Genomic DNA, 22,315 nt, shown 5'->3' with positions numbered 1-22,315 from the left:
ATCCATTTCATGTTGTTTTTATATTACCATCAATAAATGCAGTAAAGCCTTAAAGCCGCCCTTGTTCTTTTCTTCTTTGAATACTTTAAGAACTTTCTCCTTGATGATATAGTCCTTTAATTTATCTCGATAAGTAGGATGGGAGAGTAATATCCAAAGTTCCTGATCGATGTAGGCATATTGGGTATTCCTGTCTAGCCATGCTCTTGAAGGAGACTCTGTTTTTACTTCAGCATTAGTCCAAGCCAAATGCCAGAACTTATCCGATTTCAAGAAGTAATAAGGATAAAATAATGGAGTAAGGTTTTCCTGTTGAGCCCTTAAAAAATACTTCCCGAAAACACCTTGGTATATAGGTGCAATCTCTTCATAAGTGAACTGGTTGTCCGGCTTTCCGTTTTTTATCAGTTTGATGATAGATAGGATAAGTGCAGGCTTAGCGATGATACGTGTATGGTTGTTCCTGTTGGTGCCTTGTAGCATCTTGTCGATGAGTCCGCAATAGTATTCAAAGGCCTCATCATAATTGAAGAATCTGAGATATGTAGTCATAATCTACTGTATTTTTATGGGTTTAGCGTCATTTTCTGCAAAAATACAAAAATAATCTAAGATTAGCGCACGTATTTCAGAAATAATTATTATTTTTGCAATTACATTCTACCGCAGAAAGCCCGAAGGGCTGAGCGGGTGGGTGTGACTTATATAAAATAGAGCGTTTGCTAACGTTCGTCTACGACTACTCGTAAACTTCGCAACTTTACCTTTAGTTGGACGTAGATGTGACAATGGTGAATGTTCACGGTGGGTGTATTGTATCCTGCTGCGAATTGTCGTATACATACCATAACAATATGTTAGGGTATCGTGTATGACTAATAGTTCGTATTTGGAATCATTATATACCATAACGTGGGCTTTCTGCATTGTCCGTCTCTTTCAACTAGGGCAATGCGAAGGCCTTCGAGTGGTGGGATGGGCAAGGAGAATCCCACGTTTCCGTTTTATAGAGGTCTAACAGAATACTAATACAACTCACGATACCGGGATTCTATCGCTTTGAAGAAGATAGATGTACAATAAATATACACTCTCTGGACATGAATCTTTTCCTTGCAAAACCTTATGGCTCACCAAGGGATATAACTTTATGAAAGATGGAGGAAACTTCAATGCTTCTGATGCTGTAATAGCTTTGGGAGTAGGAAAAAACATGGTTTCTTCTATCCGATATTGGCTCAAGGTGTTTGGAATTTCCAATCAGGATGAGCCAAGCAGAATAGCAGATTATTTATTCGATGAATCAGAAGGCGTAGATAAGTACATTGAAAGTTTAGGCACTTTATGGTTGCTTCACTACCTTCTGGTAAGTTTGAAAGAGGCAACGCTTTATCATATTACTTTTGTGCAATTCCAAAAAGAACGCAAGGTCTTTGAGAGGGAACAATTGGTGAACTTTGTGAAAAGACTGATGATAGAGGATGGAAAGGATAAAATCTTTAATGTGAATACCACCAAGAAAGATGTGGGTGTGCTGTTGCAGAACTATGCCCAACCTTATAAGGCCAAGTCGTTTGAGGATTATTCTTCTCTTTTGATTGATTTGGATCTGATAAGAACTGAAGATAATGGTAAGACGTTCGCCTTCAATGTCGAAGGTAAGCGCAGGGTTCCGATGGAGATTTTTTTATATGCCATTCTTCAGGAAAAAGGTAAGGATAAGTCTGTATCATACGATACATTGCAGGAAATAGGCTTGATGTTCTGCATGACAGATGCTGAGGTCATTGATATGGCCCAGTCTATCGGTGAGCATTATTCAGAGTATGTCCAGTATAGTGATAATGCAGGTATCCGTCAGCTATTGTTTAAGGAAGGTTCTTCTTTGAAGGACATTGATGTTTTAGATAAGTATTATAAGAATGCGACAGTTTAGTTTATCAGCAAACATAGAGGAAGGCTTTGCTAGTGAGGCCAAATATATCGTAACTCCTAATGTTCGTCAGGTGGCAGAGGGTATTGTGAATGGATTCCGATCGGGAGTTCATTCTTATACCATCATTGGCTCTTATGGAACAGGTAAGTCTAGTTTCTTATTGGCTTTGGAAAGAGACTTGATGGGAGGTAAGCAATATGATTTGTTGAATCCTTCTGAACTTTCAGAGAAGAAGAAGTTTGAAGTTCTTAAAATTGTTGGCGACTATAAGGAACTGTCTGTTTTGTTGAGTCAAAAACTCTCTGTTGATGGCACTGCTGATAGCATTCTGGATGAACTCAAAACCAAGTATAACAAACTGAAGAGCCGGGGAAAATTCCTGGTTATCTTCATTGATGAGTTTGGCAAGGTGCTGGAGCATGCTGCCAAGAATAATCCGGAGCGTGAACTTTACTTCATGCAGAAATTGGCTGAGTTCGTGAATGTGCCATCCAGAAATATTCTTCTTCTGACTACGCTTCATCAGAATTTCAACGCTTACTCCCGTAAGTTGAATGAAGTACAGAAAGAAGAGTGGACGAAAGTAAAGGGGCGTTTTCAGGAGTTGGTATTCGTAGAACCGATAGAACAACTTCTCTATCTGGCTTCTACGCAGATTGATGCCAGTAGAACCATGCAAAATGATGATTCTGTAATTGATTCATTGGCTTCGTTGGCAAAGAAAACTGGCTTTGTGTCTCAAAACTTTTCTGAAGCAACTGCGCTGGCATTGGCTCCGCTGGAACCATTTGCTGCATACGTCATTACACAGGCCATTCAGAGATATGGACAGAATGAGCGTTCTTTGTTTTCGTTCTTGAATGCAAGGGGACGTAACTCTTTGTCTGAATATGAGGGAAAGATATATCAGCTTCAGTGCTGCTATGATTATATCTACTATAATTTCTACTCTTACCTGAAGGAGGCGAATGCCGACTCCATGCAATGGAGTTCGATGCAGGTTGCCATCGAGAGAGTGGAAGGTCAACTATGGGAAACCAAGACAGACCTTGTAGATGCCATCAAACTGGTGAAAGCAATCGGATTACTGAATCTTTTCGGCAATGCTTCATTTAAGATGAACCGTGAAGATACTGCCCTGTATGCCAAGACTGCTTTGAATATAGAAAACCCAACGGGGCTTTTAAAGAAGTTGGAGCAATTTAAGATTATCCGATATGCCAGCTATAAGTTCCGCTACATTCTTTTTGATGGCACGGATATCAATATAGAAGATGAAATCCGCAAGGCTGGTTTGGTGGTTAGCCGTCCTGTAAACTTTGTGGATGATATCAGAAACTATTGTTTCAAGAAGGTGGCTCCTGTCAAGGCTTGCTATTTCCAGAAAGGTACTCCAAGATACTTTGAGTATGAAGTGCTGGGTGAAGGAGTGGACAAGACTCCAACCGGTGATACTGATGGATTTATTCAGTTGATCTTCTCTTCCCGTAAGAAAGTGTTGAAAGAGATTTGCGAGCTGAGTGAAAAGAGTGAGAATGCCATTATCTTTGTTTGTTTCAGAAATACAGACGAGTTGGTGTCTCACCTCTATTTGATAGAAAAGTACAAATATATTTTGAGTAAGGTGTTGTTAGATAAATCTGATAAGGTTGCTATCAACGAAATCAACAATCTGATGGAGTATGAGAAAGTGGTTCTCAATAAATCTATCAGTAATAGCTTGTTTGCATATAATGGAGATGTAACTTGGATTTTCAAGGGCGAGGAAAGAGAGGTTTGCTCCTTAAAAGACTTCAACCAGTTGCTGTCAGTGGTATGCGATGAGATTTATTCTCAGACTCCAGTGTTGAACAATGAATTGTTCAACAAGCATAAGTTGAGTGGTTCTATCTCTAGTGCGAAAGGTAAGTACCTGGCTGCATTGCTGAATCAGAGCAATGAACAAGACTTAGGATTCCCGGGCGACAAGTTCCCACCGGAGAAAACCATCTATTATTCTCTCTTGAAGAGTACTGGACTTCATGTGAATGGAGAGTTTGCTGATGTGCCATCCAATGAAGGAATCATGCCTTTGTGGGATGCATGTGAGGAATTTCTGAAATCTACAACTTTCAAGCCTCGTAAGATTTCTGAGCTGATTAAGAAGTTGTCAGTAAAACCATATAAGCTGAAGCAGGGATTCTTGGATTTCTGGATTCCTACCTATTTATATATAAAGAAGCAGGATTTCTCTCTGTATGGAACCAATGGAGCATATATCCCAAATATTAACATGGAGTTCTTCGAGTTATTGCAGAAGCATCCGGGAGAATATCTGGTCAAGGCATTCGACGTGACAGGTGTGAAGGTGCAGATTTTCAATCAGTATCGTAAGTTCCTGAATGTTGAAGCCATGGGAAGTATCAAGAGCGATGATTTCATAGAAACCATCAAGCCATTCTTTTTCTTCTATAACAAGAGATTGAATGATTATGCCAAGCATACCCGTAAGTTCAACCATGAGCAGACGGTAAGATTCCGTGATACTTTGGCTAGGGCAAAGGACCCGGAGAAGACTTTCTTCGAGGATTTGCCAGAGGCTCTGGGCTACGATAAGGAAGCTTTGCAGAATCCGGATAAGGTACAGGAGTTCTGTTATGTCATCAATCGGGCTGTGAAGGAACTTCGTTCTTGTTATTCTGATATGATAGACCGTGTGGAAGGTCGCTTGTTGGAAACATTGGGCATCGAGTCATACGATTATTCTGAATATGTGGTAGAGATCAGAAAGCGTTTGGCTCATGTTAAGGAATATCTCCTGACAGATAGACTGAAGGAATTCTATCAGCATGTGATGGCTGAGTTTGATAACCGCAATGAGTGGTACCAGTCTATTTGCTATACGGCATTGGAGCAGCCATTAGAGCGATTGCGCGACGAGCAAGAAGAAAAACTGATTGACAGTTTGCTTATGCTCTTCCATGAATGTGAGAAATATTCTGATATATCCAAGGTGGCAGAAGATGAATCGGATGAGATTTATTCGTTGGATTTGGTTTCAACGAAGGGCAGCAATATCCATTCCCAGACTTTCAGATTGCCAGAAAGCGAGATGCAGAAGGCTGAGGAATTGGAAAAGAGCATCGACAAGCTACTTGATGGCATAGGAAATGACAATGTATCGGTATGTACTTTGTTGAAAATATTGAATAAGAAGCTGGGTAAGTAGCCGCTTCCTTAAAAATGAATAGAGCAAAATGAAAGTAAGAAATATTTTAGGAATATCTGGCGGAAAGGACAGTGCGGCTTTGGCCATCTATCTCAAGCAGAAATACCCAAACTTAAAGATTGAGTATTATAATTCTGATACTGGCTGTGAATTGGCTGAGACGGAATTGCTGATTGATAGATTGAGCGCTTATCTGGGAAACATTAAAAGACTTAGGGCTGCTGAAGACAGTCCTGAGCCTACGCCTTTTGAGCATTTCCTAAAGGCTGCAGGTGGATTCCTGCCATCGCCACAAGCTCGATGGTGTACCAAGAAGATGAAACTTGATGAGTTTGAAAGATATGTAGGTGATGACTATGCTGTATCATACGTTGGTATTCGAGGTGATGAAGACCGTGACGGTTATGTGTCTTCAAAACCTAATATTCAGTCTGTCTTTCCTTTCAGAAGAAATATCTGGAGCGTGGATGTCATCAATAAGTTCTTGCACAAAGAAAACCAGGAGCAGATTATTGACATCTACGATAAGTTGTGCCCTGAGGGATTGATGAAGGAAGACTTGATGGATGTGTTGAAGAAAACGATTACCAAGCAATTCTACTATTCCAAAAAGCTGAATGCATTGTTGGATATAGACGTGAAGATGTTTAACCATGCCGTCTTTGAATACTTGAAGACTACGGATTATCCTGTTGGTCATCTGGATTCATTCCCTTTGATAGATAACGACGAGGTGCTTGTAAAGGAAGACATCTTCAGACTGCTGAGGGATAGTGGAGTAGGAGTACCATCTTATTATGAGGAAATTCCTTTCGAGGTGGATGGTAAGACGGGAACCTATTGCAGAAGCCGAAGCGGCTGTTATTTCTGCTTCTTCCAGCAGAAGATAGAATGGATCTGGCTCTATGAGCAGCATCCTGACTTATACGAAAAGGCTATGTCGTTTGAGAAGGATGGTTATACTTGGATTCAGAATGAGAGTCTGGCAGACTTGATAAAGCCGGAGCGTATTCGCCAGGTGAAACTGGATATCATCAAGCGACAGGAAACAAACAAAAATAAGAACAAAGGCACTAGTCTTGCCGAACTCTTCGGTGATGAATATGTTTGTGCCAACTGTTTTATTTAAGACTTTATAACTAGAATATAATCGGAGGGACGTCTATGTTGAAAGATGTAGAATGGGCAAAGGATGGAACCTATATACCTGGAGAAGAGTTTTCTCCAGAAAGGTTCTTTAATGATGGATTGAAGAACAGTTGCAGTTTCGACCTGCAACTAGGCTATTTCAGTTCTGCCACTATTAGTGTATTGGCAGAAGGCTTTGCTACGTTTATAGCAAATGGCGGGGTTATGCGTCTTATCATCAACCAGATTGTTTCTGAAGAAGATAAGGAAGCTATCCAGAAAGGAGTCTTTGGTGATGTGGTAGATTGTATGGATCTGTCTGATTTCGAGTCTCTTCGAAAGACATTTGATGAGTATCAGAATCAGTTTTTCAGATGCTTGGCGTATCTGATTTCTCAAAATAGAATTCAAATCAAAATCATTAAGCCAAAGAAACATAAGGGAATAGCTCATACCAAGACAGGGCAATTCCGTGATGATGATACCATTACTTCGTTCACTGGTTCTGCCAATTTTACAATTAATGGTTTGCTTTATAACATAGAGGAAATCAAGATAGACCGAAGCGATTCTCCTGATGAGATGACTCAGAATAGAATCAAATCTCAAAGAGCAAAGTTTGAGCTTATCATGAATGAGCAGGAAAGCGATATAGAGTATCTGTCTCCAAGCCAGTTGGAGACGGCAGTATCGTCATGTTATCAAGACACGGCCATAGAAGAACTGCTAGATGTAGAAAAAAAGTTGGACAGAATTCGCCAGGAACGAAAAGCTCAAAAGGCAATTATGGGTGGAGATATGGTTAGGGAGGACATTTGTCCGGAAGAGATAACTCCACGTTTTCCATATCCATCAGGTCCTAGAGAATACCAGCAGCAGGCTTTTGAAAACTGGAAAAACAATAAGCAGAAAGGTCTGTTTGCCATGGCCACAGGAACGGGTAAGACAATCACCTCGCTGAATTGCTTGTTGGAGATTTATAAGCGCAATGGATACTATAAGGCGATAATTCTGGTACCAACGATTACTTTGGTAAATCAGTGGGAGCAAGAATGTCATAAGTTTAATTTTATGAATGTCATAAAGGTTTATTCTAAGAATCCTTTATGGAAAGAGGATGTTGAGTCGATTCATTTTAATGAGGAATATCGTTTGAAGAATGAGCGTGAGACCTCTTATGTGATTATATCTACTTATGCATCTTATACTCGTGAAAAAGTATTTAATACATTGAATGGCTTCAGCAAAAAACAGTTGTTGGTGATTGCTGATGAATGCCATAATATGGCTTCAGGCAGTATGTTGAAACGATTAGCCTATATTCCTTATCTGCGTAGAATAGGCTTGTCGGCGACACCAGATCGTCAATACGATGATGAAGGTAACAGGAACTTGCGTAAATTCTTTGGTGCAGAGAATCATTATACTTATGAGTATAGTATGGAAGAAGCTATCAGAAAAGGTGTGCTTTGTAAGTATCTGTATTATCCACATATAGTACGGCTGACTACGGAAGAACTGGAAGCTTATGTCGAGTTATCTGAAAGAATAGCTAAGTATTTCAATGATGATACCTGCTCTTTTGCAAAAATGGATGAGGGACTTAAAATGCTCTTGTTGGCAAGAAAGCGAATTGTTCATAAGGCTGCAAACAAACTTAAAGCTTTTGAGGACATCATCAAGAAGCGGTATCAAGAAAAAGGAAATTTGAAATATTCTCTGATATATGTCCCTGAAGGAAATGAACCTAATTATCTTGAAGTTGAAGATGATACGCTTAATCAAGATGAGGATTCTGAGCATCTTATAGATTTATATACAAAGTCGATATTGAAGTTGGATGATAAAATAACGGTGCGTAAGTTTGTCTCAGGGCAAAAGGATAGAGAGGAAATTCTTGAAGATTTTGCCAGTGGTAAACTTCAAGTGCTGACTTCTATGAAATGTTTGGATGAGGGTGTTGATGTTCCAAGAAGTGAATTGGCAATCTTTTGTTCAAGTACAGGAAATCCACGTCAGTTCATTCAGCGACGAGGACGTGTGTTGAGAACACATCCTAAGAAGAAGATGGCGGTGTTGCATGATTTGGTAGTTGCTCCTGAGATTAACCCAAATAGTAGTAGTTATCGAATGGAGCGTGCCATGCTGAAGAGTGAGCTTATTAGAGTGAACAACTTCGCATTGCTATCAGAGAATCCTTCTTACTCAGAATTGGAACTGAGAGAGGTGATGGAACATTATGGTTTGAATTTATATGATAATGATAATATACAATGACAAATAAAGAAAGAATGCTTCACATGGTTCTTGATGACACAAAGTTGCAAGAACTCTATGATTACGACCAGTCTGAATATGAGGACTTATATACAGCCTTGAATTCAGATAATGTGGTTGTGGCTTCTGTTGCTCGCATCATAAAGGAGCTTGATGGTTCTACTGATGAGAGTGTTCAGAAGAAAGTGTATAAAACAATATTTTCTTATATTAATGATAACTTATTGATATGATTATAAAGAAGATAGAAATAGAGAATTTTCGAAGCTATTACAAGTCCAATGTTTTTGAACTTGTAAATAGTCTTAACCTCATCATTGGTTCTAATGGTGATGGTAAGACTACGTTTTATGAAGCTTTAGAGTGGTTGTTCCGAACTGATGGGACTTCAAAGGCTGATACAAAGTTGATTTCCAAGAAGAGAAGTGAAGAACTTTTTGCAGATGAATCAGCCGATGTTCGTGTGGCAATGACATACGAACACAAAGGGTATGTCAAGACTTTGGAAAAAAGTTTTCATTTTACGAAGTCTTATGATGGTGAAATTACGACTTCTAATTTTTCTTTTGATTTAATAGAAGAAAACGGGAGTGAAAGAATGCGACGCGATGGCTTAAAATTTGATTATGATTTGCCTTCCGAGATTCGCAAATACACTATGTTTAAAGGGGAAAGTGATCTTGATGTATTTCAAAGTTCAAATGCATTAAAGATGTTAGTTGAGACCTTCAGCGATGTCAAGGATTTTGAGGCATACTTCTCTTTTATGGAATACTCTACAAAAATGGCAGAGCAGGCACAAACAAATGCTCAGAAATCTGATCGTAAAAATAGTGAGAAGATTGCTCAGCTCAAGCGTACTATAGAGCAAGAAAGTAGTACATTGGAAGACATAGAAAATGAAATTAGAAATAAGGAAGATGAGGCTTCTAATTTCGCTGGTTTATTAAAAAGTATTGAGCAAAGCAAAGAAGCTTCAAAGTTGCTTGTTAATGTCAATAGACGTATAGACACTTTAACTAATAAACGTGCGCAAGTTCAAGCTTCTATTAAAGAAGATTATACAATCAATCTTCTGGATGATATGTGGATACTTATGGGCTTTGAGGATATTGCTGAGGAATATTCTCAAAAGATTAGTGCGGTCGATAAAAAACGAAGAAAATTAGAGAATGATTATTTGCAGACTGCTGGTGCGGAAAAAATAATCAAGAAAATGCAAAAGGAAACTTCTTTTGTACCATTGCCTGTGCACATTCCTGGTCAAAAAATAATGCAGGAAATGCTCGACGAAGAAGTTTGTAAAATTTGTGGGCGTCCAGCTAAAATGCATAGTGAACCATGGAATTATATGCTTCAGCGTTTAGAGGAATACAAGAATTCTTTAAAGGTCGATGAAGATGAGGAGGTAAAACCATATTATCAGAATGAATATATCGTTGAGTTACAAAAGCGAGATACGATTCTAAATGATAATCTTGCTGGAATTACCAAACTTCGTCATCATATACAAAAGGTGATTTCTAACAATAATCGTTTGCATGATGAAGTCAAGAAAATAGACGCAAATTTGAATAATGAAATTGAAGCTAAAAAGCGTATCTTGGCACAGGCTGATGGATTAACAGAAGAGCAGCTCTTGTCTCATTTAAAGAATATTTCCAATTGGATGGATTTAAAGAATAAGGCAGTAAGCCGATTGGAGGTATTGAAGGGGCAACGCATTAAGCATCGTAAGACTCTTGAGGAGGCACAAGAAAGTTTGGGCAAATTGGCAGAAGGAACTTCTGCTGCTTTATATGCAAAGATTGCTGCACTTATTCGTCATATTTCTGCAGCATTCAAGTCTGCTAAGGAAACCAACAAGAAGCGTCTTCTTCATTCAATTGAAGATGAGGCTAATGTCTTCTTGGAAAGTTTGAATACCAATGATTTCAAGGGTACTATCCGTATTCTGGAAAAAGCTAATGGGCAAGGTGAGGCGGTTCTTATGAATAGTGATAATACAAGAATCTTCAATCCTAATACTGCTTTAAGAACAACTTACTTGATGTCGGTATTATTTGCTATTGGCAAGTTGGCCACTCAAAGAAGTGAAACGGAGTTTCCTTTGATATTCGATGCTCCAACTTCTTCTTTTACTGATGCTAAGGAGACGGAGTTCTTCAATGTGATTAGCAATTTGGATAAGCAAGTTGTTATCGTGACAAAGAGCTTCTTGAAGGAAAGCTCTGATGGCAATTTAGTCCTTGACCAGAACAAGGTTAATGAAGTTTCTGGTAGAGTGTTCCGAATAGAAAAGAAGAAGCCTTTCGATGATAAGGATCTAGCAACAATCCAAACAGTTATAACAAAAGTAAAATAACAATGGCAGAGGTTTTAAATAATATAGAGGAACTTGTTGATAAAAACGAGAAACTCATAGATATATGGGGACGTAGAAATCCCAAATTTGAAATAAAATACGAGAAGACCGTAATGAGAGCTATCTCGGATTATGGTGTTGGTGCATCTGAGAATACTAGTGCAAGAGGCAAAGTGTTTGGTTCTGGATATGAGCCTTATATCATGGCGTTTTTTATCGGTTTGTATGCAGGTAAGAAACTGCCATTATCAGAAGAAACAAAGGTCTTGGGACAGAACTTGGTCTTTTGGGGTACTGCTGAAGCACGAAAAGGGCGCAAAGCTTATCCTGCGTTGCGTTCTTATATATTTATGGCTCTTGTGGCAAAGACAGACGTAGATTGGATAGCCTTGGATAAAGGTGAAATAAAGCCTAGTACAGTTGTTTCTCAATTGATAACAACAATGGAAGAGTATGCTAATTATGGCTTCTCTGTCATGGAGGATAAATTAAAGGAAGATAAGGGATATTTCTTTTCTCATCGTTCCTTCTTGGATATGTTTTTACAGTTAACGTCCAAAAAGGTTGATGAAGAACATGATGAAGAGGAGCCAGAAGAATTATAAAGTAATATAGAAAGGGAAAATATGGACTATGTAGAGGCTTTTGAAAATTTAAAGCCGAATGAGAAATATGGCCGTAAAACTCCACATAAGGCGGTTCTTTTGCTTACCATTATAGAAATGTGTGAATCGGATGAGATTTATTCTAATGAAATTAGATGTAATCAGCAGCTGATAGATACTTTTCATAAAGTATGGAAAAGAACCCTGCCTAATGACGATTCTTTATTTGTGGATGCGTATTTCCCATTCTGGACTATGCAAAATGAAGATTTTTGGCATCTTGTTCCCTATCGTGGCAAAGAAGAGAACTTGACTCTTCTGAAAGAAAGACAAGTTAGACCTTCTGAGAGTAAAATCAAGGAATGCGTTGATTACGTGGAACTTGATGAGGATTTGTTTTTCCTTATGACTTTACCGTCAGGACGTTCTTCTTTGAAGCGTGCTTTATTGGAGAACTATTCTGCTCTTACAGAAGAGAAAATTGGTGAATTGGCGACTAGTAAAGACAATGCCATAGATAAGTCTATAGAGGCTTTGGCTGAGTATAAAAAGATTTTGTCATCTGAAAATGAACCCAAAAATAATCTTGTGGCAGAGTCGTGTGATGAGGAAAAGCAGAACCTTTTTTATGCTTTAGATGAAGATGTACAAATTCAATTAAACATTGAATACTATACTTTCCTCAAGGAACATAAGGCTGAGAGAGAAATGTTTAGATCATTATGTCCAACGGTCTTTGATTTATATGATAAACTCTTGGCTCATCCTGTAAGGCAGGAAGATATAACAAGTTCTTTGCTGTATCTTTATGAGAACTTCTTGCTGGATTTAAAAGTAAATCTTTTAGGTGTGGATGCTACGTTAAGTTTGGTAGATTGTATTGATAATGCAATCAACCAACTTCATGCTCATGAGCACCAAGAGGATGTGTTCATCTCAAATATTGGAATAGAAGATGAAACAGTAAATACGGAAAAGGCTTCCGGTGATTCAACGCCTTCTGATGATTCTGTGTTTTCTAGTGATGAAGAATCTTCTGAGGTGAATTGTAGAAGAAAGGATTTGCCATGGACCGAGAATGAAGAAGAATTACTTTTACTATGTTATGAAAAGGGAAAAAGCATAGAGGATATTGCTAATATTTTAGGGCGGCCACAGAACTCGATTATGTTACGTCTCGCCAATTTAGGAAAAATAAAGTATGATTTTTACACAAAGTGAAAATGATAAAGGTTCTAAAAATACTGAACAGGATTTGTCTTCTCTTGATTATTATGTCGAGAACATGGAGAGGCTGTGCTTTATTTTGAATAGAAATGGTGAACGTGTCTATTCTACAGATGGAAAATTTAAGATTCTGCATGGCAAGCTCTATCGTTTCAATTACAAAGATAATATTTGTTTCACCGTAAAGGATATGGTGTGTACAAATGGAGTTTGGGATAAGGGTAAGAAGACAATAGTTGCTTATATGCAAACAGATTTGTTCCCGTTATTGGATAAAACTCATTATCTGGACTATATTGAGGAACTTCAAGAAGGAAACTGCATGCAGCAAAATAAAATTCGTGTTGATGGGAAATGGTATGATTTTGATGGTCATTTTATAGGTAGAGCAACCGAACAACTCCCTGATATATTGGATAATGTTGAATGTGAAAGTATCCAGGTTCAAAATACAGGGAAAGATTTTGTGCCCAAAGCAGGTCTTGAACTTATCGCCACAAAGTTATGCTGTTCTTACGACTATCTTTGGTTGATGTCAATTGTTGATTTGGTGAATGTTAACCAACATTTGAGTGTGTTCGATTTCGATGAAATAGCATGTATGATGATAGCAGAGGCTTGGTCTCTGTTGGACAAATATCCTCATCTTAAGACGAATAACGAGTCTTTGGTTGAGTGTATTGAGTTCTTGATCAATGAATCTGAGTATAATATGGAACAAAAGTTAGGTTGGCCTACTCCAAGATTCGAAGTGTTTAGTGCTATCAAAGACTATCCAATGAGTGGTATTTTTGAGGATTTAGTAGATGAGCTTGTTGAGGAATCTCCTGCTAATGTTTTAAGATTATGGTTGGACGATAAGGATGAGCGAGATTTAGTGTTGCATTCAGCCAATTATGTAAACAGGTGCTTGTACTCTTTGCATCTCAAGAAATTTGATTCTTTTATAGAGGTTAATCCTATTTGGAAAAAGTATTTGAGGGTTGAACAAACTAATTTGTTAACTTTTATGCAAGATAGTTTAGTTGCTTTTCTCAATCGATAACTACCGATAAGATGAACGCAGAATAGATACTAATTCGAAGGGTAAACCTTAAATTCCGTACCGCCAAAGTACATTCATATATCATGTACTTTGGCGGTATATTATAATTCCAGTCTGTCGGTATCTATGCCGAATAATTCAAATAATCTCCTGCAGGATTTGATTGGCAAGGATTCTTCGGCTTGACCGATGAAGTCTTCTTCATGGCTTCTGATATAAGTATCCGTATCTTCCTCCTTAACAAGGATTGGACCTTTGATGTTTGTAAAGATGAAAGGGTAGCTATCGTCATATTTTATACTGAAATAAAAATTCCCCAACCCGCTTGAGAAAGTAGGTTGGGGGGTATTTGTTATGGTATCCTGCATAAAAGAAAAACGTTAGTTTTCGCTTTTATCAGTAGCTCAGATTTTGAACCATATCCAAAGGTAGCTGGGTCGCTTTGGCAACCTGTTCTGTTGGAAGCCCCATAGCCAGCAAACGTTGAGCAGTTTCTATGTTAGCTTCTATTCTACCTTCCCTTTTCGCCGTATCAATAGAGTTCTTGATATCCCGATATGCCATCTTGCTTGCTTCATATTCCCGAATCTCCTGTGGTGTGAATTTGGCAATCTCGGCTTCTTCGAAAAGTCGGTCGAAAACCTTATCGCACAGTTCTTTCGGGCGTTGAGTAAGTTTATAGAGGTTCTTTAGTGCATAAAGCCACTTCTCGTAGAGTGTTTCCAATTCTTCCAAGGTCTTATTGAACTTGGCAATCTCTACATAGATAAACTCCAGCTTATCATAGAAAATCTTGTGGGTAGCGGTATCGCACAACTGTACATGGTGACGAATTTCCTCCTTGTCGAAGGCATCCTCGTTCATGTTGAAATTGAGCAGGGCTACGGTATAGATATGGTTGAGCTTGAAATCCCATTCATTACCTTTGGGTGCCTGCTCACGGATAGGAAAGGTAGAATAGAACAGAGCACGATCTTTGAAATAAGTCTGATAGGCATTCTGCATTTCTACGATGAACTTCTCGCCGTTTTCTCCTTCGCAATACACGTCGAAGATAGCCTTGCGGTCGGTATAAACATCACCGACGTGCTCCGGGTTCAGATACGAAACGTCCTTAACAACCTGTCTGCCATTGAACAAGCTGTTGAGGAAGCAAATGAGCAAATCCTTGTTCATTGCTGTTCCAAAAATGCGCTTGAAGCCGAAATCGGTCAGCAAGCTGATGTATCGTTCTTCTACCTGTTTCATACGCTGTTTGTTTTATATCTTATGCAAAGATAAACTTAATATTTGTAACATCCAAACTTTTAGAGCGTTTTTTTATTTTCTTCTGTCACAGCCTTCGTTCCTATCCTGATTTATTCAGGTTTCCCTGATTTCTTCAGTAAAGGGGCGAGGAACTTATAGGTATATCCTTTTTGCTGCTTCACCATTTCTTCTGGTGTTCCGGCAAAGAGGAGCTGACCGCCGCCTCGTCCACCTTCCGGACCCATGTCGATGAGCCAGTCGGCGAGTTTGATGACATCGAGATTGTGCTCGATGATAATGACCGTATTGCCACGGTCTACCAGCTTCTGGAGTACATCCATCAGTATGCGGATGTCTTCGAAATGCAGACCGGTTGTCGGTTCATCGAGAATATAGAGCGTCTTGCCCGTATCACGCTTCGAGAGTTCGGTAGCCAGTTTTACGCGCTGACTTTCACCGCCAGAGAGGGTAGTGGAACTCTGTCCTAACCTGATGTATCCGAGACCTACATTCTGTAATGCTTTGATCTTCTGCAGTATCTGAGGAACATTCTCGAAGAAATCTACCGCCTGGTTGATGGTCATGTCGAGAACATCGGCTATGCTCTTTCCCTTGTATCTTACCTCCAGCGTCTCGCGGTTGTAGCGTTTGCCGTGGCATACCTCACAAGGTACGTAGACATCCGGCAGGAAGTTCATTTCGATGGTCTTATATCCGTTACCCTTACATTCCTCGCATCTTCCACCTTTCACATTGAAGGAGAATCTGCCCGGCTTGTAACCGCGGATCTTTGCCTCGGGAAGTCCTACGAAGAGCGAGCGGATATCGCTGAACACGCCTGTGTAGGTAGCTGGATTGCTGCGAGGCGTTCTGCCAATCGGACTCTGGTCTACATTCACTACCTTGTCGATATTCTCGATACCTTCGATGCTCTCGTATGGCATCGGTTTCTTGAGCGAACGGTAGAAATGCTGCGAGAGGATAGGCTGGAGAGTCTCGTTGATGAGAGTGGATTTGCCTGAGCCGCTGACACCCGTTACGACAATGAGTTTGCCGAGTGGAAAATCAACATCCACCCCCTTGAGGTTGTTGCCCGTTGCTCCGTGAATGGTGATATGCTTGCCGTTGCCTTCTCTGCGGAGGGCAGGCACCTCAATAGCCATCTTGCCATTGAGATACTGGGCGGTGATGGTATCGGTCTTGAGCATCTCCTGAGGTGTGCCCTGGAAGACAACTTCACCTCCCTTGCGTCCCGCCTTCGGACCGATATCTACTATCCAGTCGGCAGCCCGCATCATATCTTCATCGTGCTCCACCACAATAACGGTATTGCCCAGGTCGCGAAGTTCTTTCAGACTGTTGAGCAGACGTTCGTTGTCGCGCTGGTGCAGACCGATGCTTGGCTCATCGAGGATATAGAGTACATTGACCAGCTGGCTACCAATCTGAGTAGCCAGACGGATGCGCTGGCTCTCGCCACCCGATAGAGAAGCTGACTGGCGGTTAAGCGAGAGATAATTGAGTCCCACATCGAGGAGGAAGGTAACGCGTGAGCGCAACTCCTTGATGATTTCGTGAGCCACCTTCGCTTTCATCGAAGGCAGATGCTGTTCCACTTCTTCGAGCCAATCGCGCAGTTCATCGATGTCAAGACTGGCTACTTCGGATATATTCTTATCCCAGATTTTGAAAGAGAGCGATTCTTTTTTGAGTCGCAAACCATGGCATTCAGGACATTCGATGGTCGAGATAAACTGGTCGGCCCATTTCTTGCCCGCCGCACTCTCGTCATCCTCCATCACCTTCTGCAGGTAGTCGATGATGCCATCGTAGGCGCAGAAATAGTCGGTAGAGGTATGCACCTTTTCCTTTTCTATCTTCACGTTTTCGAGCGAACCATAGAGAATTTCCTGCATGGCATCGCCCGGAATCTCACAGATAGGTGTCTTCAGGTTGAGGTCATACTTGCTGAGCAATGATTCTATCTGCCAGAAAATCATCTGGTTCTTGTATTTGCCGAGCGGAGCGATGCCGCCTTCATGGATGCTGAGTTTATCATTGGGAATTACCTTCTTGATATCAATCTGGTTTACCTTTCCCAGACCCTTGCAATGCGGACAGGCACCTTCGGGAGAGTTGAAGGAGAACATGTTAGGAGCCGAATCCTGGTAGGCGATACCCGTTACAGGGTCCATGAGACGCTTGGAGTATGTCTTGGCCTCCTTGGCACCTTTCTCAAGAACCATTACCATGCCGTCGCCCTGTTTCATAGCCGTTGCCACACTCTTGCGGATGCGTTCCTCATCTTCTTCCTTCACCACCAGTTTATCGACCACAGCTTCTATATTGTGGTTCTTGTAGCGGTCGGTTTTCATATTGGGAACGATTTCGAGGATGTTGCCGTCGAGTCGCACATAGAGATACCCCTTTCTGCGCATACTTTCGAAGAGTTCGCGGTAATGACCCTTGCGCTGGCGTACGAGGGGAGCGAGCAGGAAGATAGCCTTGCCCTTATAATCGCTGAGAATCATGTCGATGACCTGTTCCTCGGTATATTTCATCATCTCCTCGCCACTCTGATAGCTGTATGCAGTACCGGCGCGGGCATAGAGCAGACGGAGATAGTCGTAAATCTCGGTGGTAGTGCCCACGGTAGAGCGGGGATTCTTGTTGGTGGTTTTCTGTTCTATGCTGATGACCGGACTCAATCCCGTAATCTTGTCAACATCCGGGCGTTCCATATTACCCAGGAAGTTGCGGGCATAGGCAGAGAATGTTTCGATATATCTGCGCTGACCTTCGGCAAAGATGGTGTCAAAAGCCAGTGAACTCTTGCCCGAACCCGAGAGTCCGGTAATCACGGTGAGGGAATCACGCGGAATCTCCACATCTATGTTCTTGAGGTTGTGGACACGTGCGCCCCATACATTTATCTTTTCTTCTGAATTCATATTCCAATTCTGCTAATTGCTGTTTGCCTAATAGTTACTGTTCTGCTCTTCGGTATAACCTCTGAGCAGGTTGACATCACGTTTGATGTTATACACCACGCCATCTGCTCCCTTCGCCTTGACGAGACAGAAGTAGACACCCTCCTTGACCGGTTTTCCGCGGTAGGTGCCATCCCATCCCGTGGCAGGGTCGGTCCATTCATAGAGTTTCTGTCCCCACCTATTATATATATAGGCGTGGAACTCCTCAATGTTCCGGTAACCATCCTTGGGCTTATAGATGTCGTTGATGCCATCGCCATTTGGAGAGAAGGCATTCGGCATGAGAAGAGAACTGACTTTCGTCGTCTCTTCTGTGTTGTCCTCCTCGTCGTCGTTGACTTCCTGAGCGTGTAATTGACACGTCAAAAGTGGCAACATGATGCAAAGTAATGCTATTTTTCGTCTCATTTCTAAAATAATTTGTGCAAAGATAATAAAAAGATGAGAGATATTGCGTCAGATGCAAGATTTTTTGTATTTTTGCAGATGAAAACATGAAATATTTGAAGATATCGTTAAAAAAATCTTGTGATATGAGACAAAAAATGAGATATTTCCTGCTGTTCGTTGGGCTTCTGCTCAGTGTCAGCATTGGCGCGCAGACTGTAAAATGGCGCGACATTTACACGGTTAAGAAGAAAGATACTATCTTTGGTATCGCCAACAAATATGGATTGAGCCTTCCTGAACTGATGGATGCCAATCCGGAGATGAAGCGTGAGGGATACATGCTGCAGAAGGGAGCTACGCTCTTTATTCCATACACCAAAGACCAGAAGAATCCTAATCAGGTGAACGGTCAGAAGTCGGGGAATGGGGCGACGGTTCAGAAAACTGCTACAGCTCCGGCAACCTCAAAGGCTGCTGTTGCCAGAAATGCGGTAAAGGTAGGCGTGATGTTACCTTTGCATAATGTTGATGGCGACGGCAAGCGAATGGTGGAGTATTACCGCGGTTTGCTGCTGGCTTGCGAAACCCTGAAGCAGCAGGGCGCCGATATAGATGTGCATGCCTGGAACGTTCCTATTGATGCTGATATCCGGAATACACTCTTGCAGGAGGGCGCTAACCAATGCGACATCATCTTTGGTCCACTTTATACCAAGCAGGTGGCTCCGCTGACCAACTTCTGCAAGACCTACGGCATCAAACTGGTGATTCCGTTCTCTATCAGCGGAGATGATGTAGAAAGAAACAAAGAGATTTTCCAGGTTTATCAGAGCGATGATGCACTGAATGATGCGACCATCAAGGCATTCCTGAGCCGTTTTTCCAATGTGCATCCTATCTTTGTAGACTGCAATGATTCTACTTCGAGAAAGGGCAACTTTACGTTCGGTCTGCGCAAGGAACTGGAACGCAGGAAAATCAATTATAGCATCACCAATGTGAATTCAAGTGTCGAGCAGTTTGCCAAGGCTTTCATGCCTTCCAAGCAGAATGTGATAATCCTGAATACGGGACGTTCGCCACAGTTGACTCAGGTATTGAACAAACTCGACGAATTTGATGCGAAGTATCCGGGTGCAGCCATTTCTCTCTTCGGCTATACCGAATGGCTGATGTATGCCAAGTATAATCTGGAAAGATTCTATAAGTATGATACTTATATCCCTTCCACCTTCTATTATAACCCGAACTCAGCACAGACCAAGGCGCTTGAGAGCCGTTATGAGCGATGGTTCCATCAGCCTATGATGGTGGCACAGCCAAGATTCGCCATCACCGGTTTCGATCACGGAATGTATCTGATTCAGGGTGTCAAGAGATATGGCAAGAACTTTACAGGTGAGCGCCAGCAGATGACTTACCAGCCCGTGCAGACTCCACTCCGTTTCGAGAAGACCAGTAGAGGAGGATACAAGAACAAGAGTTTCCAGTTGATTCACTATACCTTTAATCATCAGATAGAGGCGGTGAAGTACTAGTTTACAGTTTACAATTTATAGTTTACAATTTATAGTTGATAATGAATAGAAATATTGGGTTGCTGATTCTGATGCTCATCTTCGGAATTCCAGTTTCGGCACAGATAGGAGAGCATCGTAATGATTTCGCCATCGGTTTTAATGGGGGCTATATGATGAGTAGCGTAGGATTCACACCCGAGGTACAGCAGAAGCAGCACGGCGGACTGACGGGCGGTTTCTCGATGAGATATACCTGTGAGAAATATTTCAAGACCATCTGTTCTATCTATGCCGAGGTAAACTATGCGCAGGCAGGATGGGAAGAGGATATCCTGGATAAGGAGAATAATCCGGTGATTATAACCGAAACCAAAGAGGCGATGGCTTACAAGCGTACCATCAACTATATTCAGGTGCCAATCTTCGCGCATCTGGCATGGGGTAGGGAGACAAGAGGACTGAATATCTTCGTGAATGCCGGTCCGCAGTTTGGTCTCTATCTGAGTGATTCGCAGAAGACCAACTTCTCGGTAGAGCACATGCCGGCAACCGACAATAACCGTGTAAGTCCGGTAGTGGCTCAGGATACAATGGCAGTCAAGAACAAGCTCGATTATGGTATCGCCCTGGGTCTGGGTGCTGAATACAGTATTCCGAAGGTGGGGCATTTCCTTGCCGAAGCCCGATACTACTATGGTCTGGGAAATATCTACGGTGCTTCTAAGCGTGATTATTTCGGAAAGAGTAACTACGGACAGATTGTTCTGAAACTCTCTTATCTCTTTGATATCACCAGAACGAAGAACGTGAAACGGAAATAGATGATAATTAATAATTGATAATTAATAATGATAACGGGTTTATCATTTATGTTTTGAAAAAAATGAGTACAACAGAAAAAATGCAGATGAAATTGAGCGTCTCTAAGTCAGCTCGCTGGACCGCCCTCCTCATCGTGAGTATCACGATGATGTTTGGTTACTTTTTTACAGATGTGATGTCTCCACTGGAGCCTCTCTTGACAGCAGCCAAGGGAGCAGAGAATGGTCTCGGACTCGGATGGAATTCGGATGAGTACGGCTTCTTCTCTGGAGCTTACGGATACTTCAATGTGTTCCTCCTGCTCCTCTTCTTCGGTGGTCTTATCCTCGATAAGTTTGGCATCCGTTTCACTGGTATCCTTTCTACCGTCCTGATGTTTGGTGGAGCCTTGTTGAAGTGGTATGCTTTAGGTCATGAGTTTGACGGAATGGTTGCAGTACCATTCTTCGGTACTTACAGTACGCAGGTAGTGATAGCTGCTCTTGGCTTTGCCATCTATGGTGTAGGATGCGAGATATGCGGTATCACAGTGAGCAAGGTCATCGTGAAGTGGTTTACGGGCCATGAGTTGGCTCTGGCAATGGGTGTACAGGTAGCTACGGCTCGTTTGGGAACTGCTGCAGCTCTGAGTGCTTCTCTTCCTTTTGCCAAGGCAATGGGTGGAGTATCTGCTTCTGTTGCTTTAGGTGCCGTATTGCTTTGTGCTGGTGTACTGGTATATCTGGTTTATTGTGTGATGGACAAGAAGGAGGATGCTTCTGCAGCAGCTGTAGCTACAGAACCGGAAGAAGGTTTCAAGTTTTCAGACTTGGGTGGTTTGTTCAAGACAACAGGTTTCTGGTATGTGGCATTCCTTTGCCTGATGTTCTATGCCGGTGTATTCCCATTCCTGAAGTTTGCCACCAAACTGATGATTTTCAAGTATGGTGTGGATGCTAATTTGGCAGGTCTGATTCCTGCGATGTTGCCATTCGGTACCATCTTCCTCACACCGCTCTTCGGTAGTATATACGATAAGTATGGCAAGGGTGCTACGCTGATGATTATCGGCAGTTGCCTCCTGACCTTTGTACACGTCATGTTTGCCCTGCCAATCAACTCATGGGTGCTTGCCATCGTGCTGATGCTCATCCTGGGCATTGCATTTGGACTGGTACCATCAGCCATGTGGCCATCTGTGCCAAAGATTATCCCAATGAAACTCTTAGGAACTGCATACGCCCTTATCTTCTATATCCAGAACATCGGACTGGCTCTCATTCCGGTATGGATTGGTAAGGTGAACCAGGCTAACACGGGTGCTGATGGTGTTATCGACTATACCCAGACGATGACTATCTTTGCAACCTTCGGTGTGATTGCTATTATCATCTCTTTCCTCCTCTTGTTTGAAGATAAGAGAAAGGGATATGGTTTGCAGAAGCCTAATGTGAAATAAGTGAAGAGCGAAGAACAAAGAGCAAATTGAGTGAAGAGTAAAAACGAAGAGTGTAGAATCCGTTTGCTCTTTGTTCTTCTAAATCTTTGAAAGTATAATTTTTAAAAGAAAGG

15 protein-coding genes and 1 pseudogene are annotated in these 22,315 nt (G+C 41.4%); 12 read left to right on the top strand and 4 right to left on the bottom strand.

What is annotated here, in order from left to right; genetic code table 11:
* Positions 1-18 precede the first annotated feature (18 nt).
* Positions 19-552 carry a hypothetical protein gene (locus KUA48_RS13945; RefSeq protein ID WP_218431695.1) on the bottom strand — a complete coding sequence of 178 codons (534 nt, stop codon included), beginning with the start codon at positions 550-552 and terminating at the stop codon, positions 19-21.
* A gap of 520 nt (positions 553-1,072) precedes the next feature.
* On the opposite strand from KUA48_RS13945, the gene KUA48_RS13940 reads away from it, so the two are divergent.
* Genes KUA48_RS13940 through KUA48_RS13900 form a run of 9 tightly spaced genes read left to right on the top strand, consistent with a single transcriptional unit; the run spans position 1,073 to position 13,791 of the window.
* Complete coding sequence (locus KUA48_RS13940; protein ID WP_218431696.1) at positions 1,073-1,936, top strand: DUF4007 family protein; 864 nt, start codon at positions 1,073-1,075, stop codon at positions 1,934-1,936.
* Positions 1,923-5,144, top strand: a complete 3,222-nt coding sequence (locus KUA48_RS13935; RefSeq protein ID WP_218431697.1) for a hypothetical protein — start codon at positions 1,923-1,925, stop codon at positions 5,142-5,144. The genes KUA48_RS13940 and KUA48_RS13935 overlap by 14 nt, the downstream gene beginning before the upstream one ends.
* 28 nt (positions 5,145-5,172) lie before the next feature.
* Complete coding sequence (locus tag KUA48_RS13930; RefSeq protein WP_203054982.1) at positions 5,173-6,273, top strand: phosphoadenosine phosphosulfate reductase; 1,101 nt, start codon at positions 5,173-5,175, stop codon at positions 6,271-6,273.
* A gap of 35 nt (positions 6,274-6,308) precedes the next feature.
* A complete protein-coding gene (locus KUA48_RS13925; RefSeq protein WP_203054980.1) occupies positions 6,309-8,549 on the top strand; it encodes a DEAD/DEAH box helicase family protein in 2,241 nt (746 codons plus the stop codon).
* Positions 8,546-8,782, top strand: coding sequence for a hypothetical protein (locus KUA48_RS13920; protein WP_203054978.1), 237 nt, complete (start codon positions 8,546-8,548; stop codon positions 8,780-8,782). The genes KUA48_RS13925 and KUA48_RS13920 overlap by 4 nt, the downstream gene beginning before the upstream one ends.
* Positions 8,779-10,914, top strand: a complete 2,136-nt coding sequence (locus KUA48_RS13915) for an AAA family ATPase (protein WP_218431698.1) — start codon at positions 8,779-8,781, stop codon at positions 10,912-10,914. The genes KUA48_RS13920 and KUA48_RS13915 overlap by 4 nt, the downstream gene beginning before the upstream one ends.
* A 2-nt stretch (positions 10,915-10,916) precedes the next feature.
* The gene (locus tag KUA48_RS13910; RefSeq protein ID WP_218431700.1) at positions 10,917-11,519 is read left to right on the top strand and encodes a glycoside hydrolase family 15; all 603 of its coding nucleotides are present in this window, start codon (positions 10,917-10,919) and stop codon (positions 11,517-11,519) included.
* A 21-nt stretch (positions 11,520-11,540) separates the two neighbouring features.
* Positions 11,541-12,740, top strand: coding sequence for a hypothetical protein (locus KUA48_RS13905; protein ID WP_203054973.1), 1,200 nt, complete (start codon positions 11,541-11,543; stop codon positions 12,738-12,740).
* A complete protein-coding gene (locus KUA48_RS13900; protein ID WP_203054971.1) occupies positions 12,721-13,791 on the top strand; it encodes a hypothetical protein in 1,071 nt (356 codons plus the stop codon). The genes KUA48_RS13905 and KUA48_RS13900 overlap by 20 nt, the downstream gene beginning before the upstream one ends.
* Before the next feature lie 396 nt (positions 13,792-14,187).
* On the opposite strand, the gene KUA48_RS13895 is transcribed toward KUA48_RS13900, so the two are convergent.
* The 3 genes and pseudogenes from KUA48_RS13895 to KUA48_RS13885 form a co-directional block, all read right to left on the bottom strand.
* The gene (locus tag KUA48_RS13895) at positions 14,188-15,039 is read right to left on the bottom strand and encodes an Rpn family recombination-promoting nuclease/putative transposase (protein WP_203054969.1); all 852 of its coding nucleotides are present in this window, start codon (positions 15,037-15,039) and stop codon (positions 14,188-14,190) included.
* Between the two features lie 110 nt (positions 15,040-15,149).
* Positions 15,150-17,990 (bottom strand): excinuclease ABC subunit UvrA, encoded by a 2,841-nt coding sequence (gene uvrA / locus KUA48_RS13890; protein ID WP_218431701.1) that lies wholly within the window; start codon positions 17,988-17,990, stop codon positions 15,150-15,152.
* Between the two features lie 27 nt (positions 17,991-18,017).
* A pseudogene (locus KUA48_RS13885) lies at positions 18,018-18,326 on the bottom strand (T9SS C-terminal target domain-containing protein); the annotation flags it as partial.
* Positions 18,327-18,565: 239 nt separating this feature from the next.
* On the opposite strand from KUA48_RS13885, the gene KUA48_RS13880 reads away from it, so the two are divergent.
* The 3 genes from KUA48_RS13880 to KUA48_RS13870 all read left to right on the top strand — a co-directional run bounded on the left by KUA48_RS13880 (position 18,566) and on the right by KUA48_RS13870 (position 22,202).
* On the top strand, positions 18,566-19,960 hold the full coding sequence (locus tag KUA48_RS13880) for a LysM peptidoglycan-binding domain-containing protein (protein WP_252190616.1): 1,395 nt from the start codon (positions 18,566-18,568) through the stop codon (positions 19,958-19,960).
* A 41-nt stretch (positions 19,961-20,001) separates the two neighbouring features.
* Positions 20,002-20,763: a porin family protein gene (locus KUA48_RS13875; RefSeq protein ID WP_117587342.1), complete on the top strand. Its 762-nt coding sequence runs from the start codon at positions 20,002-20,004 to the stop codon at positions 20,761-20,763.
* A 62-nt stretch (positions 20,764-20,825) separates the two neighbouring features.
* Positions 20,826-22,202 carry a nitrate/nitrite transporter gene (locus KUA48_RS13870; protein WP_153088405.1) on the top strand — a complete coding sequence of 459 codons (1,377 nt, stop codon included), beginning with the start codon at positions 20,826-20,828 and terminating at the stop codon, positions 22,200-22,202.
* Positions 22,203-22,315 lie beyond the last annotated feature (113 nt).

It is taken from the genome of Segatella copri (assembly GCF_019249795.2).
Lineage (GTDB): Bacteria > Bacteroidota > Bacteroidia > Bacteroidales > Bacteroidaceae > Prevotella > Prevotella copri_B.
Note: the sequence above shows the minus strand (reverse complement) of the source record. Positions and strands in the feature narration are given on the sequence as shown.